The organism is Salinisphaera sp. SPP-AMP-43 (assembly GCF_049568105.1).
Classification (GTDB): domain Bacteria; phylum Pseudomonadota; class Gammaproteobacteria; order Nevskiales; family Salinisphaeraceae; genus Salinisphaera.
In genome coordinates this window covers 821,292-837,258 of record NZ_CP145335.1, presented here as the reverse complement: position 1 = coordinate 837,258, position 15,967 = coordinate 821,292, and the positions used below count along the sequence as shown (strand labels likewise).

14 protein-coding genes are annotated in these 15,967 nt (G+C 62.4%); 6 read left to right on the top strand and 8 right to left on the bottom strand.

Annotation, left to right across the window (positions count from 1 at the left end):
- Positions 1-36 precede the first annotated feature (36 nt).
- Positions 37-1,056, top strand: a complete 1,020-nt coding sequence (locus V5738_RS03545) for an AbrB family transcriptional regulator (RefSeq protein ID WP_423823031.1) — start codon at positions 37-39, stop codon at positions 1,054-1,056.
- Between the two features lie 66 nt (positions 1,057-1,122).
- Here the strand turns inward: V5738_RS03545 and V5738_RS03540 are convergent, their stop codons facing one another.
- The 3 genes from V5738_RS03540 to V5738_RS03530 form a co-directional block, all read right to left on the bottom strand.
- Positions 1,123-2,064: an ABC transporter substrate-binding protein gene (locus tag V5738_RS03540; protein WP_423823030.1), complete on the bottom strand. Its 942-nt coding sequence runs from the start codon at positions 2,062-2,064 to the stop codon at positions 1,123-1,125.
- 121 nt (positions 2,065-2,185) lie between these two features.
- Complete coding sequence (locus V5738_RS03535; RefSeq protein WP_423823029.1) at positions 2,186-2,515, bottom strand: DUF202 domain-containing protein; 330 nt, start codon at positions 2,513-2,515, stop codon at positions 2,186-2,188.
- Entirely contained in the window at positions 2,508-2,879 is a 372-nt protein-coding gene (locus V5738_RS03530) for a YidH family protein (RefSeq protein WP_423823028.1), read from the bottom strand. The genes V5738_RS03535 and V5738_RS03530 overlap by 8 nt, the downstream gene beginning before the upstream one ends.
- A gap of 644 nt (positions 2,880-3,523) precedes the next feature.
- Here V5738_RS03530 and V5738_RS03525 point away from each other — a divergent pair.
- The 4 genes from V5738_RS03525 to V5738_RS03510 are packed head-to-tail and all read left to right on the top strand — an operon-like array spanning position 3,524 to position 7,609.
- Positions 3,524-4,510, top strand: a complete 987-nt coding sequence (locus tag V5738_RS03525) for a ubiquinol oxidase subunit II (RefSeq protein WP_423823027.1) — start codon at positions 3,524-3,526, stop codon at positions 4,508-4,510.
- A complete protein-coding gene (locus V5738_RS03520) occupies positions 4,510-6,606 on the top strand; it encodes a cbb3-type cytochrome c oxidase subunit I (RefSeq protein ID WP_423823026.1) in 2,097 nt (698 codons plus the stop codon). The genes V5738_RS03525 and V5738_RS03520 overlap by 1 nt, the downstream gene beginning before the upstream one ends.
- 23 nt (positions 6,607-6,629) lie before the next feature.
- Positions 6,630-7,262 (top strand): cytochrome c oxidase subunit 3, encoded by a 633-nt coding sequence (locus V5738_RS03515; RefSeq protein ID WP_423823025.1) that lies wholly within the window; start codon positions 6,630-6,632, stop codon positions 7,260-7,262.
- Complete coding sequence (locus V5738_RS03510; RefSeq protein WP_423823024.1) at positions 7,262-7,609, top strand: hypothetical protein; 348 nt, start codon at positions 7,262-7,264, stop codon at positions 7,607-7,609. Before V5738_RS03515 ends, V5738_RS03510 begins: the two co-directional genes overlap by 1 nt.
- A gap of 99 nt (positions 7,610-7,708) precedes the next feature.
- Here the strand turns inward: V5738_RS03510 and V5738_RS03505 are convergent, their stop codons facing one another.
- From V5738_RS03505 to V5738_RS03485, 5 genes are all read right to left on the bottom strand, one after another.
- Positions 7,709-9,877, bottom strand: a complete 2,169-nt coding sequence (locus tag V5738_RS03505) for a malate synthase G (RefSeq protein ID WP_423823023.1) — start codon at positions 9,875-9,877, stop codon at positions 7,709-7,711.
- Positions 9,878-10,159: 282 nt separating this feature from the next.
- A complete protein-coding gene (locus V5738_RS03500) occupies positions 10,160-11,152 on the bottom strand; it encodes a zinc-dependent alcohol dehydrogenase family protein (RefSeq protein WP_423823022.1) in 993 nt (330 codons plus the stop codon).
- Between the two features lie 119 nt (positions 11,153-11,271).
- A complete protein-coding gene (locus V5738_RS03495; protein ID WP_423823021.1) occupies positions 11,272-12,027 on the bottom strand; it encodes a phosphatase PAP2 family protein in 756 nt (251 codons plus the stop codon).
- Positions 12,028-13,009: 982 nt separating this feature from the next.
- On the bottom strand, positions 13,010-14,341 hold the full coding sequence (locus tag V5738_RS03490; RefSeq protein ID WP_423823020.1) for an ATP-binding protein: 1,332 nt from the start codon (positions 14,339-14,341) through the stop codon (positions 13,010-13,012).
- Positions 14,338-15,060, bottom strand: a complete 723-nt coding sequence (locus V5738_RS03485) for a response regulator (protein WP_423823019.1) — start codon at positions 15,058-15,060, stop codon at positions 14,338-14,340. Before V5738_RS03485 ends, V5738_RS03490 begins: the two co-directional genes overlap by 4 nt.
- A 211-nt stretch (positions 15,061-15,271) precedes the next feature.
- Here V5738_RS03485 and V5738_RS03480 point away from each other — a divergent pair, with 211 nt between their 5' ends.
- Complete coding sequence (locus tag V5738_RS03480; protein WP_423823018.1) at positions 15,272-15,898, top strand: EF-hand domain-containing protein; 627 nt, start codon at positions 15,272-15,274, stop codon at positions 15,896-15,898.
- Positions 15,899-15,967 lie beyond the last annotated feature (69 nt).

The following is a 15,967-nucleotide window of genomic DNA, read 5'->3' as shown; positions in this document are numbered from 1 at the left end:
ACTCGGACAACTCGCCGAAGCAGACGGTGGCTGCCGGTGGCCAACGCCCTGCTCTCGGCAACCGCCGGCGGCGGTCTGTTCGCCCTGGCCCATCTGCCCATGCCGTGGCTGCTGGGTGCGATTACCGGCACCGCGATCGCAGTGATGAGTGGCATGAACGCGAGCCTTCCGAAAGGGCTGCGTAACATCGTGTTGGTGGTGCTCGGACTGATGATCGGTGCCACGCTGCAACCGTCGCTGCTGTCCAGTCTCGTGCGTTGGCCGGTCTCGCTGGCGGCCGTTGTGGTCTACGTCGGACTCGTGACCAGCGCGCAGTATCTGTTTTTTCGCCGGGTGGGCGGCTACGACGCACCGACCGCCTATTTCTCGGCCGCGCCCGGCGGCTTTATGGCCATGACCGTGATCGGCGGCGAGTACGGCGGCGCCGAGCGCGTGATCGCCTTGATGCATGCCGTGCGCATCGTGCTGGTCGTGTTCGCGCTGGTGGTCGGCTTTCATCTGCTGGCCGGCCCCGGGGCCGGTCCAGGGAATCGCTATGTTGCGCTCGTCGACGTGCCCCTCGGCCATTGGCTGCTATTGACGGGTGTCGGTCTGGTCGGGGCGGCCGCCTCGAAGATACTGCGGCTGCCGGGGGCGATCATGATCGGGCCGCTGATCGCGATGGGCCTGGTCCAGATCAGCGGCTTGGCCAGCGTCGACGTACCGACTGGGCCGATTCTGGGGGCCGAGCTCGTGCTCGGCAGCTCGATCGGCGCCCAGTTCGCCGGCGCGAGTTTGGCCGAAGTGCGCCGGGGACTGGTCCTATCGATCACCGCAACCCTCGTCATGCTGCTGGTTTCGATAGGCTTTGCCGCCGGGCTGCATGCACTGACCGGGCTGGATCTAAAGGCGCTGTTACTCGCGTTCTCGCCGGGCGGCATGTCCGGTATCTCGCTGATCGCGCTAGCACTCGGCATCGAGCCGGCGTTTGTGACTTTGCACAACATGCTGCGCGTACTGGTCATTCTGATCGCTGGGCCGGCGCTGTTCGCACGGCACCGCCGTTCGAACACATAAAAAAGCCGGGGCCCGCTTGAGGGCCCCGGCTTCGGCTGCGAACTAGCCGTCGATTCGCGATCCGAATCAGCTGCCCATGCTCTTTTTGAGCGCGGCCAAGGCCGGCCCCGAACCATCAGCGGTTGTCACGCCGTCCAGCCATTCGGCCACGCGATCCATATTGTTTTTGATCCAACGCTCGGCCACCTGGTCGGCCGGCTGTTCTTTGTAGCCGTAGTCGTAGATCCAGCCGCTCTGGATCTTGGACGGCACCACCATCTGCTTGAGAAAGCGGGCGACGTTCGGATTATCCTTCTTGAACATCGGGTTGATAGCGGTATAGACGGCCGACCCGCCGCCCCAGATCTGTTTCGGATCCTGCAGATACTTGAGGTCGTACTTGATGTTCATCCAGTGCGGCTTCCAGCCGAGGAAGACGATCCATTGTTTCTTGTCGATCTTGCGACCAGCTTCGGCGAGCATGGCCGCGGTCGAGGACGGGCGCAGATCCCAGTCGCCCAGATCGTAGGTGTTGTTTTTGATGGCATCGATCATGATCTGGTTGCCATCGTTGCCGGCTTCGATACCGTAGATGCGATGCTCGAACTTATCGGCATGCTGGTTCAGATCGGCGATGCTGTGTACGCCGGCATTCCAGACATAATCCGGTACGACCACGTCGTACTGGGCATCGGGCACGTTCTTGACCAGCAGATCGATCTTGCCGGATTTCACCATCGGCTCGACGGTCGATTTCTGGGTCGGCATCCAGATCCCCAGATCGGCATCCATATCGCCGCGCCCCACGGCCTGCAGGGCAATCGTCCAGCTGGCGTTGGTGACCTGGGTGTCGTAGCCGATCGCCTCCAGAATTTTCTGTGCGACCGTGGTCTTGACCGTCACCCCGGGCCACGGCGCTGCACCGAACTTGACCGTCTCAGCCTGGGCGGTGGCGATACCCCCGGTAGCAGCCACAAGCACGATGGCCGCTGCGGTCAGCCGCGCAGCCCAGGATTGGAATCGTTTCATTGCAGTCCCTCTTTGCTATTCGAATCTGCGTGCAGCGTATTGCGATACGCCGCTGTCGTATCTTCGCACGATCCAGGCCATGCCCATGTCGGCTCCGGCAGGTCTTGCCCGCCTGGACCGGTCAGGCCAGCAGTAGCAAGCCGATGGTGAGTACACCCAGCGCCAACGTACCACCGCCCAGGAGCAGCAGCGGCACGGGATCGGCCAACGGCTCGGGCAGTGGCCGCTGCTCCAATACCCGGCGTCGACGCTGTGCCATACACAGCGTGAAAACCAGCAATGCTGCCGCCAGACCGGCCGCGACGAAATGCAGCCAGGCCGGGCCCGGTAGATGATGACGCATCAAAAGCAGGCTGCCGTTGACGGCAAACGACAGCGATGTCCGCGACCAGGACAGATCGGTGCGCTCGGCCTGTAGCCCGGCACGCTCCGCAATCGGGGTCTCAGCCACGGGTGTTCACCCCGTAGGCGACGATCAAGCCCATCACCACCAGGCCGACGACGATCACGCCCAGCGCCAGCAGCCAGGGCATCAGCGTCGAGGGTAGCGGTGCATCGCGGCGCATTGCCTGCTGGCTGGAACGCCAGCGCAGTGCGCTGCCGGCCACCACGCCCACGCTGATGATCGCCAGCAATGCCGCGAGCAACTGCCGCCCTTCGGGGATACCGAAATCGGGCACCAGCTGCACTATGGCGACCGAGCCGGCCAGCAACGCCAGCGCGGTACGAATCCAGGCCAGAAACGTACGCTCGTTGGCCAGCGTGAAACGATAGTCCGGCTCGTGCTCTTCGGGCGTCTTGTTCTCTTCGGTCATCGCGTCTCGATATCGGAAACTCGCGTCGTGGAAGCAGCGCGCCTTGAAGGTGCCCACTCAGCCAAGCGCGGCCCGTGCTCAAAATGTCCCGTCGCCGCTCAGCAGACGCCGACACAGCGCCCGTGTGCGCCTTGACCTGGTTGCCAGCGATCCTTTTCTTCGCAAGCTGGCCCCACCGGTCGTGCCGGTCATAAACGCCGGTAGCCGCCGAGGGCGATCAATGCCCATCCACGATCCTGCCCACAGGATAGCGTACCCCGGCCGGAGCTGGCCGGTGTCGGCGGCTGCCCTGTGCTGGCTGCTGGCATCTTTTTTCAAGCCACGGCCCCATCCATCGTTCGTCGTAGCGGCGCCATTGATGGCCTATGCACTAAAAAACTCAACATATTGAATTAGATAGCAAATCTACTGATAAACAAGGGTCTGAACCGGGCATTGCAATGGACGAATGGCGCAATCTGGTGCAACATTAATACCCGATGCATCCGACTATCGTCGTAGTTGCGTACAACGCGCATGCATGAGACGTGTGCCGATATGCCACCCGCGTTCATGTTGCGTCGGTGGCGCGGCCCGGCTCGTACTGTGGAATAGGTGCCGGCGCGTTGTCCGATCGTCGCCCCAAAAAGTGGAACTGATCGCTCATGAAGACAGTGAATTGCCGCCATGCGTTGAAGGTCTCCCTTCTCCTGCTGATCCTGTTGCCACTGGCCGGTTGCAGTTCCGACGACTGGCTCTGGATACTCGACCCCAACGGCCCGCTGGCTGAATCCTCGGTTTATTACCTGATCATCGACATCCTGCTGCTCGGGATCGTGATCGTGCCGGCCACGGCCCTAGTGCTATGGGCCTTTTTCCGCTATCGCAAAGGCGGCAAAGGCCAATACGACCCGACCTTCAATCATTCGATGTTGGTCGAGGTCGTTGTTTGGGGCATACCGGTGCTGGTGGTCGGTGTCATGTCCTACTTCAGCTATCAAGGCACCCGGGCGGTCGAGCCCTACTCGCCGGATGCGGTCGAGCATGCAGTCAAAGCTTCCGACAGCCCGCAGGCTCCGCTTAGGATCGATGTCATTTCGACCGACTGGCAGTGGCTGTTCGTCTATCCCGAACAGGATATCGCGGTATCCAACCGGCTGGTGGTGCCAACCAATCGCAAGGTCGAGATGCGGCTCACCTCGGCCGGCGTGACCAACGACTTCTATGTGCTCAAGGTCATCAACCAGATCTATGTCATGCCCGGCATGCGGACCAAGCACAACTTCTATCTGGACCGGCCTGGCGACTATCGCGGCTTTTCTACCGAGTTCAGCGGCCCAGGCTTTTCCTGGATGAACTACAAGATGAAAGCGGTCACCCCGGAAGCGTTCGATCAGTGGATCACCAAGGCCAAGGCCTCGCCGCAGCGCATGACTTGGTCGCACTTCAAGGAGTTCGCCCAACCGACGGTGAACACCGGCAATGTCTGGACCCTCTACGGCCATGTGGACTCGAACCTATTCACCCAGGTGATCTCCAAGGTCAAGTCCGGCGAGCTGACCGCCGTCAAGCCGATCTTCATGACCGAAGACATGCAAAGCGAAGAATTCAAGGCCCATTCCACTGGCGAACCCAAGCGAGGCAATAACTGATGTTTGTTGATCTACAAGGCCCGTGGAACTGGTTCTGGGGCCGCCTGCCCTTGTTGCTCGAGCTCCACTATGGCAACCCGGTGATCGGCTTTGCCTTCGCCCTGGTGGTGATCGGCGGCATCGCCACGGTCGCCGGGCTGACCTACTACAAGCTCTGGGGCTGGCTGTGGCGTGAATGGCTGACGACCGTCGATCACAAGAAGATCGGCGTTATGTACATCATCGTCGGCCTGATCATGCTGTTCCGCGGCTTCTTCGATGCATTGATGATCCGTACCCAGCAGGCAGCCGCGGTCGGGCCGGATTCGCCGGGTATCATGGGTGCGACCCACGGCTATCTGACGCCGTATCACCTGGACCAGGTGTTTACGGCCCACGGCACGATCATGATTATCCTGGCCGCCACGCCGCTGCTGGTCGGCTTCATGAACCTGATCATGCCGATCCAGATCGGCGCCCGCGACATGGCCTATCCGTTCCTTAACGCGGTCGGCCTGTGGATGACCAACGTCGCTGCGATCCTGGTCATGGCGTCGCTATTCATCGGCGATTTCTCGCATGCCGGCTGGGTGGGCCTGACGCCGCTGACCCAGCTCGCCCATAGTCCCAGTGTCGGCGTGGATTACTGGATATGGGTGATACAGATCAGTTCGATCGGTACCACGATCGGGGCGGTCAACCTGATCGCAACCATCCTCAAGATGCGGGCCCCGGGCATGACGCTGATGCGGATGCCGATCTTCAGCTGGACGACGCTGGGTACGAACATCATCGGCCTGACTTCGTTCCCAGTGCTGACCATCGCTCTGTTCCTACTCACCCTAGACCGCTATATCGGTACGCATTTCTTTACCGTCGACGGTGGCGGTAACTTCATGATGTACACCAACTTGTTCTGGATCTGGGGTCATCCGGAAGTGTACTTCGTGGTCCTGCCGGCGTTCGGCTTTTTGTCCGAGATCATTCCGACGTTCTCGGAAAAGCCGTTGTTCAACCACAACGCCATGATCGTGGCGACCATGGGGATTGCCGGCGTGTCCTGGGCCGTCTGGTTGCACCATTTCTTCATCATGGGCGCCGGGCCACAGGTCAACACCTTTTTCTCGATCGCGACCATGCTGGTCGGCATCCCGACCGGCGTGAAGGTCTTCAACTGGGCCTTCACCATGGTCAAGGGCCGGGTCCGGCTGGAAACGCCCATGCTATGGGCTCTGGGTTCCGTGCTGCTGCTGATCGGCGGCGGCATGACCGGCATGATGCTGGCCATCCCGGCGATCAACTATGTCTCGCACAACAGCGTGTTCGTGGTCGCCCACTTCCACAACATGTTCCTGATCATCGTGTTCGCCCTGTTCGCAGCCGTGACTTTCTGGTGGCCGAAGGTGTTCGGCTTCCGGCTGGACGAACGGCTCGGCCGGGTCTTTTTCTGGCTGTTCTGGTCGGGTTCGGTGTTCGTGTTCGTACCGATGTACGTGCTCGGCTTCCTCGGCATGACCCGACGCCTGGACTACATCGCCCATCCGGGCTGGTGGCCGCTGCTGGCGCTCGAGGTTCTGGGCATCGGGCTATATGTGGCCTCGGTCGCCGCATTCCTGCTGCAGCTGTTCGTCTCGATTCGCGATCGCAAGCAGAACACCGTGGTTACTTCGGATGCCTGGCATACTTCGCGCAGCCTGGAATGGGCCACCCATTGCCCGCCGCCGTTCTATAACTTCGCAGCCACCCCGGTCGTGCATTCGATCGACGAATGGGCCTGGCGGCGTGAAAACGGCCTGACGTCGCTCAAGCCGGACCACTACGCCGATATCCATATGCCGAAGAACAGCATGGTGCCGCTGGTACTGGCGTTCTTTACCGGGCTGTTCGGCTTTGCCGCGGTCTGGCGAATCTGGTGGCTGGCCGGCTTTGCGCTGGTTGGCGCGATCGCGACGTTGATCTTCCGCATGTTCCAGAAAGACGTCGACTACATCGTGCCGGCCGACGAGGTCGAACGCCTCGAAAAAGCGTATCTGGAACGCATGGACGACGACGAGCAGGCCTCGATTCGACAGACCGGCGAAGCCCGGCCGTCGACCGACCCGATGCTTTCGTCCTGATCGAGCAACCGGAGACAATCGCAATGTCTAAGCACGACACCGACCGCATTGATCGCGACTCGGTCACCCTGTGGCAGCCCGACGCCGGACATCCCGATTCCATCGGGCTGCGCTCGATTGGGTTCTGGCTGTACATGATGAGCGATGCCATGTTCTTCGCCGCATTGTTCGCAGCACACGGCGTCTACCTCGACGCCTACGGCAACAGTGGCATCACTGCGCAGCAGGTCATCGACCCGGTCGAAGGCCTGTTCCCCACGCTGTTCCTGTTCGCCAGCGTTCTGATGTTCGGCTTCGCTAGTGTCTCGTTGAAGAACAACGATCGCGGCGGCGTCATGCGCTGGATGGGGCTGTCGCTGGCATTCGGCATCGTGTTCCTTCTCGAAGAGGCCTGGGAATTCGCAGGCCTGGCTAGCGAAGGAGCCATCCCCCAGGCCAGCGCCTTCCTGTCAGATTTCTGGACCATCATCTGGTTCCACGGCGCGCATGTGTTCATCGGCCTGATTTGGATGGCCGCGCTGATGATCCAGGCGGCCCGCGACGGCTTTTCCGAGCCGGTGGTCGGCCGTTTCATCAACCTGCGGATCTTCTGGTTCTTCCAGGCCGTGATCTGGATCGTGGTCTATACCTATGTCTATCTCATGGGAGTGAGCTGATGTCCGATGCACATCACAATCCGCTGAGCCATCCCGAAGTTCGCAGTGCCAGCACTGCTTTTTATGTCGCGGCCTTCGTGCTGGGCATGGCCGCCATGGCAATCGCCTGCCTGGTAACGGTCGGCTTCGATCTGCCCGAAGGCTCCACCCTGACCTGGATCACGGTGCTCGCGATCGTCGCCGGGCTTGGCCAGCTCTATCTGCTATTCAAGCTGGATCTGTCCCAGGCCATGATCTGGCATACCGTATCGCTGGCGCTGACGGTGCCGCTGTTCTTCATGGCGGTCGGCCTGACCATCTGGATGTTCCATTATCTGGATATGCGCACCATGGTCGGCGGCGGCTGAGGCGGCCCAAGACTCAGCCCACGAAAAAGCCCCGCTTACGCGGGGCTTTTTTTATCCGGCAAGCCGGACGAAACGCCCGGCATATGCAGCCGGCTTGACCTAGCCAGCCCGTGCCGCCTTGAGCTCACGCCGGCGGGCATGCAGCACTGGCTCGGTATAGCCCGAAGGCTGTTCGCGGCCCTTGAAGATCAGATCGCAGGCGGCCTGGAACGGGATCGATGCATCGAAGTCCTCGGACATCGGATGGTAGCTCGGGTCAGCCTCGTTCTGGCGATCGACCACCTTGGCCATCCGTTTCAAGGTCTCACGAACGTCGTTTTCGTTGGTAATACCGTGATACAGCCAGTTGGCTACATGCTGCGACGAGATCCGGCAGGTCGCCCGGTCCTCCATCAGCTGGGTATCGGTGATGTCGGGCACCTTGGAACAGCCCACGCCCTGGTCCACCCAGCGCACCACATAGCCGAGAATGCCCTGGCAGTTGTTATCCAGCTCCTTGGCGATGTCCTCAGCCGACAGCTCGCGGTCGAGCAACGGAATAGTCAGCAGATCCTCGAGATATTCCTTATGCCGGGATTCCAACTCGCTCTGGCGAGCCAGCACGTCGCAGCGATGATAATGGATGGCATGCAGCGTGGCCGCGGTCGGCGACGGCACCCAGGCACAGTTGGCCCCGGCCTCGGGGTGACCGATCTTGGCCTCCATCATCGCTGCCATATTGTCCGGCGCCGGCCACATGCCTTTGCCGATCTGGGCCCGGCCACGCAGGCCGCATTCGAGGCCGGTATCGACGTTGTTGTTCTCGTAGGCAGTCAACCAGGCGGTGGACTTCATCTCGCCCTTGGGCAGCATCGGCCCGGCTTCCATCGAGGTATGGATCTCGTCGCCGGTGCGATCGAGAAAGCCAGTATTGATAAAGATGGTGCGCTCGCGGGCCTCGCGGATGCATTCCTTGAGGTTGACCGACGTCCGGCGCTCCTCGTCCATGATCCCCATCTTGAGAGTGTTGCGCGCAAGGTCTAGGGCGTTCTCGATATGCGCGAACAGCGCCACCGTAAAGTTGACCTCGGCTGGGCCGTGCATCTTCGGCTTGACGATATAGACGCTGCCAGCCCGGCTGTTGGTATGCGGGCCGTTGCGCTTGAGGTCGTGGATAGCGATCGTGGCTGTGGCCAAGGCATCCAGAATCCCTTCGGGTATTTCGTTGCCTTGGCTGTCCAGCACCGCCGGCGTGGTCATCAGGTGGCCGACGTTGCGCACTAGCATTAGGCTACGACCCGGCAGGCTGAGTTCGCTGCCGTCGGGGGCGGTATAGACCCGGTCATCGGCCAGTTCGCGGGTGAACGTCTGGTCGCCCTTGCTGATCTCTTCTTTGAGATCGCCTTTCATCAGCCCCAGCCAGTTGCCGTAAACCAATGCCTTGTCTTCGGCATCCACCGCAGCAACCGAATCCTCGCAGTCCTGGATGGTGGTCACCGCGGCTTCCATGACCACGTCCTTGACCCCCGCGGCGTGCTCGGCGCCGATCGTATCTTCCGGATCGATCTGGATCTCGATGTGCAGCCCGTTATGCGCCAGCAGAATTGCCGAGGGCTGGCTGGCCGTGCCCTGATGGCCAGCGAACTGTTTCGGGTCGGCCAGCCCGACATGGCTGCCATCGACGTCTACCGCCAGCTGGCCGTTGTCGATCCGGTATTCGCGAGCATCGGCATGCCGGCCCTCGGCCAGCGGGAAGTGGGCATCGAGGAAGTCGGCCGCCCAGGCCACGACTTTGGCGCCACGCTTCGGATTGTAGCCTCCGGTTTTCTCGGCGCCGTCGGTCTCGGGGATGATATCGGCCCCGTACAGCGCATCGTAGAGACTGCCCCAGCGGGCGTTGGCAGCATTCAGGGCAAACCGGGCATTGGTTACCGGCACCACCAGCTGCGGGCCCGGCACGGTGGCGATCTCGGGGTCGACGTTATCGGTGGAGACCGAGAAATCCTCGCCCTCGGGCACGATGTAGTCGAGCTCGCCGAGCAGCTCGCGATAGGCTTCGCGGCTGAATTGGTCGCCGCGGTGTTCGCGGTGCCACTGGTCGAGGGTATCCTGAAGCTTCGCCCGATGGTCGATCAGGGCTTTGTTTTTAGGGCCGAACTCGGCGACCAGCTCGGCCAGTTCGGTCCAGAACAGCTCGGGGTCGACTCCGGTCCCCGGCAGGGCCTTCTCGATCAGATCGTGTAGCGGCTGGCCGATCTGTAATCCGGCGCGTTCAATTCGCTGAGTCATGGCTTGGCCTTTTGTTGGTTTTCGAGAATATGCCGTCTAGAAAGCGGGCATTGACTATGGCGAAAGCGGTCTGGCGCCGCAATCTGGCGCCGACCTCAGCGTAACGCTATCGGCCGTCCCTGTGGGCCCTGTTTTGAATCACATCAATAATTTCGGAGCCCGAAAGAGGCTTGGCCAACCCATGGTCCGGCCTCGATGCGCCGGGCCATGGGCCAAACGCAGGATGGCATGCCGCCCGGCCGGCCGTTCCGGATCGCCCCACCGGGCGGCTGAGCCAGCGTTTTAGTCGACCTTTACGACGATCTTGCCGAACTGCTGGTTGGATTCCATATAACGATGCGCTTCCACGATTTCGTCGAAGGCGAACACCCGATCCACGATCGGCTCCAGATCACCGCTGGCGATACCGTTGAACACGAACTGCTTGCCGCGGGCGAAGGCATCCGCATCGCCAAACACCTCGAACACCGTATAGCCGCGCAGGGTCAGCCCCTTGGCCAGCGCGGTGAACAGCGGAAACGGCGTCGGCTCCGCAGCCAGCGCGCCATAAAGGAACATCATGCCGTGATAGCTCATCGCCTCGGCCAGGTCGTTGACCGCCGTACCGCCGACCGGGTCGAACACCAGGCGCGCGCCGGCTCCGTCGGTGATTTCGCTGACCCGTTCCGGAATGCTTTCGTTGTTGGTCACGATTACCTCGGCCGCGCCGGCTTTCTTGAGCTGCTCGACCTTGGCGTCGGTACGCGAGGTCGCGATCGGCGTCGCGCCAAGATGATGAGCGATCTGAATGGCCGCCACGCCGACGGACGAGGATGCCGCGGGAATCAACACCGCCTCGCCCTTCGATAGGCCGCCGAATTCGACCAGCGCGCCGTAGGCCGTCAGATACGGCATCCAGACCGCCGAGGAATGAATGGCGTCTAGGCCCTTTGGACGGGCGGTCAGCGCATGGGTGGGCACGATGGTCGACTCGGCATACATACAGTAGGCGTTCATGGAAAACGCCGGGGCCACCGCGACCTCATCGCCGACTTCGAAATCAGTCACGCCGGGGCCGACCGCCTCGATAGTGCCGGCGCCTTCATAACCCATACCGGCCGGCAGATCCGGCTGTTCCAGATAGGTGCCGGAGCGAAACATCACCTCGGCCCGGTTCAGGCCGAACGCCTCGACCCGAAGACGAACTTCGCCGGCCTCCGGTTCGCCGACTTCGACGTCCTCGATCTTGAGCACATCGGCTTCGCCGGTTTCATGAATACGTACGGCGCGTGTCATAAATACTCCTTCGGGCCGCTCGAGCGGCCTGTCCAAACAGTGTGGGATCAGCTTAGGAGTTGTCGCGCAGTGATGCGAGCACAGAAGAACCTCCCCGCCCCGAGCCCGGCGCCTCGCAGCTAGCGACGCGGCGTCAGCGACGCATACTCGCCGGCACGACCGCCCAAGCGCACGAACATATTCGCCAGTCCAGCCACCAGCCAGGGCCCGATCGGCGTAAAGACCACGCATGGCACGCTAATCAGCGCCGTACCCAATCCGCCGACCAGATCATCGGTCAGCCAATGCGCGCCTGCGACCAGCCGCGGCAGGCAGGCCACGACCGCAATGCCGAGTGCGACCCAACCATAGCGGCGCCCGGCGAACGCCCAGAGCAGATACACGAACGTCGCCACCACCGTTGCATGATCGCCGGGAAAACTGGTGTGCGAAGCGTCCTTGGCGTTAAGCCCGTTGGTATGGGCGAGCAGCGTAAACGGCTGCAGGACCAGCGAGGGGCTGTCGTGCGGAACATGGCTGAAGATCAGGTTACGGGTAATCGAGACCAGCCCTACCAGCAGCACACAGATGACTACGGCCTGAGCCGCCCGCACCGGCGTCGTGCCACGCGGCGCGCGCACGACGTAGTGCACCATCAGCCCGAGCATCGCCAGGCCCACCAGATAATCGAACCCGCGCAGATTGCCGAACGACCAGACCAGCTGTTCACCGTGGTTATGGGCCACCAGCCCGTTCAGAGCGAAGGCCGCATGCACATCCAGCACATGCCAGAGCCCGGCCGTACCCGGGGCCAGATAAGTCGCGAACAGCAAAACGCCGGCCGACAGGCTGGCCAGAATCGGCCCGGGCTGCCAGCGGGGATGATCGAGGGTCATGACAGAACTCCGCCGACTGGGCCGGCATGTAATTTTCACGTTATTTTAATTTTTTATTAACATGGTGTGCAATACATATTCTTGCCGGCCCTGGCTCGCGGCTGAATGCATACCGGTCTACCGCATGGCCCAGCCAAGCGATATCGCATACTGCCCGGGAGTATGGCCTTTGTTTCAATCGCTACCGCCCAAGCTTGTTGCGCTCCAGAGACTGTCGGTGGGTCATACGAGCCGATGCCAAGCGCTTTACGAAACCGCACTGTAGCGGCCAGACGCGGCCTAGCGAACGAGGCCTCGTCTTCGACGCGCACCAGCGCCGGCTTGCCGTCGTCTCTGACTGCATCGGCGGGCGCCCGTCCCTTAGGTTGGGCCCCGCGACCATGGCACGCTGGCGTACTGCGACGTTGTGCGCCCGGGGGCTACGCCACGCCCCACGCGCCTTGCCTAAAACAATGGCGCGCGCCAACACAGCGCCAGCACGCGCTGTCACAGGCCTAGGACCTGTCGTCACAACAGACGCCACTGCACGACGCCCGCCCATTGGGTAAGGCAAAGCGCAGGCCGCCGAGCGTGACGGGCCCTACGGTCAAGGCAGGCAACGCCGCCTGGCATGATAGCGGGCATCACCCGCAGGGCCCCTGCTCAGAGGCGGCCATCCGGCGTTATCGTTCCCCCACGTGGCCGAGCCACGCCACGCTCACGATACCTTGGCTTGCCATCTCGGAAGCGCGGATGCGGCGGTGTATCTCATAACGAGAAGCGCCCTAGAACGTCTAGATCGGCGCCGCCCGGGCGTTTATCGTGGCTGCCAAGCCGTCGATCACGGCCAGAGGCCACCCGCCCCAGGCACCAACAGGGCCCAGAGCCTATCAACGCCGTATACCCGGGCATGCGACGGCGCGTATATGGCATTCTTCGGAATCGAACGGTGGCGCCCCGGTAGGATCGTCAGGCGTGCCCGCGGCGCTGCCCGTGTACGGCACTAACCGCGGGCCCGGGGGAATACCATGCGCACCGTCAGGCCGCCTTCGGTTCGATTGGCCAGCGTAATGTCCCCGCCGTGGCCACGCACGACCGAACGCGCGATCGCCAGGCCCAGCCCGACCCCGCCGGTTTGACGGCTACGCGAGCTTTCCAGGCGCACGAACGCATCGAAGACCTTTGCCATCTCGGCCTCGGCGATCCCCGGGCCCTGATCGGCCACTTCGATCACGACCTGATCGGCCGCATCGACGAGCGAGACTTCGGCAGTACCGCCATAGGCGAGTGCGTTGTCGATCACATTGCGCAGGGCCCGGCGGATCGCCACCGGCCGACAGACCAGGGTCACCCGGTGTCCCGGTTCGAAATCGACCGGCGCATCGGCAGCCCGGTAATCCTCGGCCACCGCATCGACCAACGCCGTGAGATCCATCCGGCGACTGGGCTCGGCACTGGCCTCCTCGCGCATGAAGGTCAGCGCGGCCTCAGACATATGCGCCATATCCTCCAGGGTGGCGCTCATCGCGCGTCTGTTGTCGTCCTCGGGCAGAAACTCCAGCCGCAGCCGAAGTGCTGTGATCGGGGTGCGCAGATCGTGCGCCAGGGCCGCAACCAGCCGCGTACGCTCGGCCACGAATCGGTCGATGCGTTGGTGCATACGATTGAACTCAACGATCGTGCGCCTGATTTCGTCGCTGCCGCGCTCAGGCACCGGCTCGATCCGTTCGCCGCGCCCGAAACGCTCGGCAGCCAGCGCCAAATCGCGCAACGGCCGGGTGAAACGGCGGCTGGAGACCACCACCATCACCAGCATGATCGCCAGGGTGATCAGGATATTGCGGATGGTCTGGCCGCCCCACCAGCCATGCCCCAAACCGGGCCGGGCCGCACGGACTTCCAGCCAGCGGCCATCGGCGCGGCGCACCGCCAGCCCGATCGCGGGCTTGTGCGGGCGATCGTCGATCAGTCCAGCCCCGACACAAACCCGGGCCGCTTCGGCAGCCACGTCCAGCTTGCGCGCCAAATCAGCCGCATATTCGCGACGGGACTGACTGGCGGGCGGGCACTCTAGCGGCTGCTCGGTGATCGCATAGCGAGCGAACGGGTTCGACAAGGCCTGTACCGCAGCCTGGTCTTCGCCGGTTTTGACGTGCTGGAGCATGCGATTGATCGACGGCACCGACTGGCTCAGATAATTCGTGATCACCCGCTGGACCAGATGATCCTGGTTATAGACGAAGCTCAGATAACCGACCAGCTGGGAAACGATCAACGCCAACAGCGTCAGCAGAATGATCCGGGCCGACAACCCGCGCGGCAGCCAGCGTGTCATGCGGTCGCGACCTCGGCAGTAAAGCGATAGCCACCGCCCCAGACAGTCTTAATCAGTTCCGGGGCCGAGGAATCGCGCTCGATCTTGCGCCGCAGGCGAGACACCTGATTGTCTACGCTACGGTCGAACACCTCGGACTCCCGCCCCTGCGTGAGATCCAGCAGCTGCTCGCGCGACAAGACCCGCCCCGGATGCCGAACGAATGCCCGCAGCAGCCGGAATTCACCGGTCGACAGGGCCACCGACAGCCCGGTTTCGTCCTCGAGCTCCTGGCGCGCGACGTGAAAGACCCAGCGGTCGAAACGCACGGTCTGTTCGTCGCCGGCATCGCGCTCGGCCGGCAGGGCCGCAGCCCGACGCAATACCGCCCGGACCCGAGCTAACAGTTCGCGCGGCGAAAACGGTTTGGTGACATAGTCGTCGGCGCCCATTTCCAGCCCGATCACCCGGTCGGTCTCCTCGGCGACCGCGGTCAGCAGAATCACCGGGATGGCAGTGGTCTCGCGCAGCCACCGACATAGCGACAAACCGTCTTCGCCCGGCATCATGATGTCAAGAATGACCAGATCGAGGGCCGCATCGCGTACGCTCCGGCGCGCCACGGCCGCATCAGCCGCTGCAGATACCCGGAAACCGTGCCCGTCGAGATAGCGGGTCAACGAATCGCGGATGTCGCGGTGGTCATCGACCACCAGGATATGCGGGCTGGGTTCGGCCATACCGGGCTCGAGCTTGTCGTGTTGGCGTCAATATAACGTGGACGCCGGCTGCGACAGAGGCCGATGTGTAACCGAGTCTGGCATCGGCAGGGTCTGACACATTTTGCGACAAACTCGCGGCCTGGCGACAGATTTGCATTACATTTTTGCGCGGTAATGAGAACCGTGGACAGCGCCCCGGCGCCCACCCTCATCCGCAAAGGAGTATGTGATGAAGCTGAACAACTATCTATCGCTGTCGCTGATCGCGGCCGGTCTGTCGGTCTCTGCAGCAGGCTTCGCTGCGAGTTCTAACGATCAGAATCGGCAGGCTGACAGCCAGGCCGTATTCAAAAAACTCGATGCCAACGGTGACGACAAACTCACGGCCGCCGAGATGACCAAGCTGCCGAATGTGATGCAGCAACGGATGCTCGCCAAGGTCGATACCAACCAGGACGGCAAGATCGACAAAAGCGAATTCGAAGCCCGGGCCAAACAGCGCGCCGATCGCATGTTCGCCAAACTGGATAAAAACAGCGACGGCTCGTTGTCGGCCGACGAAATGAAGCCGCCGATGGGCCACCATCGCATGGGCCCGCCGCCGGGTGGTCCGGACGACGATCAGGCGCCAAAATCGGATGACACGTCCGACAAACCGGCCCACCACGACCGTCACCATGACGGGCACCGGTACGGCAAACATCGTCATCATCACGGCAAACCCAGCACGGACGAAATCTTCGCCCATATGGATACCGACAACGATGGCTATGTCTCGGCCGCAGAATGGGACAAAGCCGCCGAGCAGTGGCACCATCGGCACGGCCATCCGAAGCCGGCGCCCGACCAGAACTGATCCGGGCCTGTGCTCGAACCGGTACGAGCGACAGCCGGTGCGATTAGCGCCGGCTGTTTCCAAAGGGGG

Excerpts from the sequence above, each read along its gene's own strand:
- V5738_RS03540 (WP_423823030.1), bottom strand. The coding sequence starts at position 2,064 with ATGAAACGATTCCAATCCTGGGCTGCGCGGCTGACCGCAGCGGCCATC.
- V5738_RS03530 (WP_423823028.1), bottom strand. The coding sequence starts at position 2,879 with ATGACCGAAGAGAACAAGACGCCCGAAGAGCACGAGCCGGACTATCGT.
- V5738_RS03525 (WP_423823027.1), top strand. The coding sequence starts at position 3,524 with ATGAAGACAGTGAATTGCCGCCATGCGTTGAAGGTCTCCCTTCTCCTG.
- V5738_RS03520 (WP_423823026.1), top strand. The coding sequence starts at position 4,510 with ATGTTTGTTGATCTACAAGGCCCGTGGAACTGGTTCTGGGGCCGCCTG.
- V5738_RS03515 (WP_423823025.1), top strand. The coding sequence starts at position 6,630 with ATGTCTAAGCACGACACCGACCGCATTGATCGCGACTCGGTCACCCTG.
- V5738_RS03510 (WP_423823024.1), top strand. The coding sequence starts at position 7,262 with ATGTCCGATGCACATCACAATCCGCTGAGCCATCCCGAAGTTCGCAGT.
- V5738_RS03505 (WP_423823023.1), bottom strand. The coding sequence starts at position 9,877 with ATGACTCAGCGAATTGAACGCGCCGGATTACAGATCGGCCAGCCGCTA.
- V5738_RS03500 (WP_423823022.1), bottom strand. The coding sequence starts at position 11,152 with ATGACACGCGCCGTACGTATTCATGAAACCGGCGAAGCCGATGTGCTC.
- V5738_RS03495 (WP_423823021.1), bottom strand. The coding sequence starts at position 12,027 with ATGACCCTCGATCATCCCCGCTGGCAGCCCGGGCCGATTCTGGCCAGC.
- V5738_RS03490 (WP_423823020.1), bottom strand. The coding sequence starts at position 14,341 with ATGACACGCTGGCTGCCGCGCGGGTTGTCGGCCCGGATCATTCTGCTG.
- V5738_RS03485 (WP_423823019.1), bottom strand. The coding sequence starts at position 15,060 with ATGGCCGAACCCAGCCCGCATATCCTGGTGGTCGATGACCACCGCGAC.
- V5738_RS03480 (WP_423823018.1), top strand. The coding sequence starts at position 15,272 with ATGAAGCTGAACAACTATCTATCGCTGTCGCTGATCGCGGCCGGTCTG.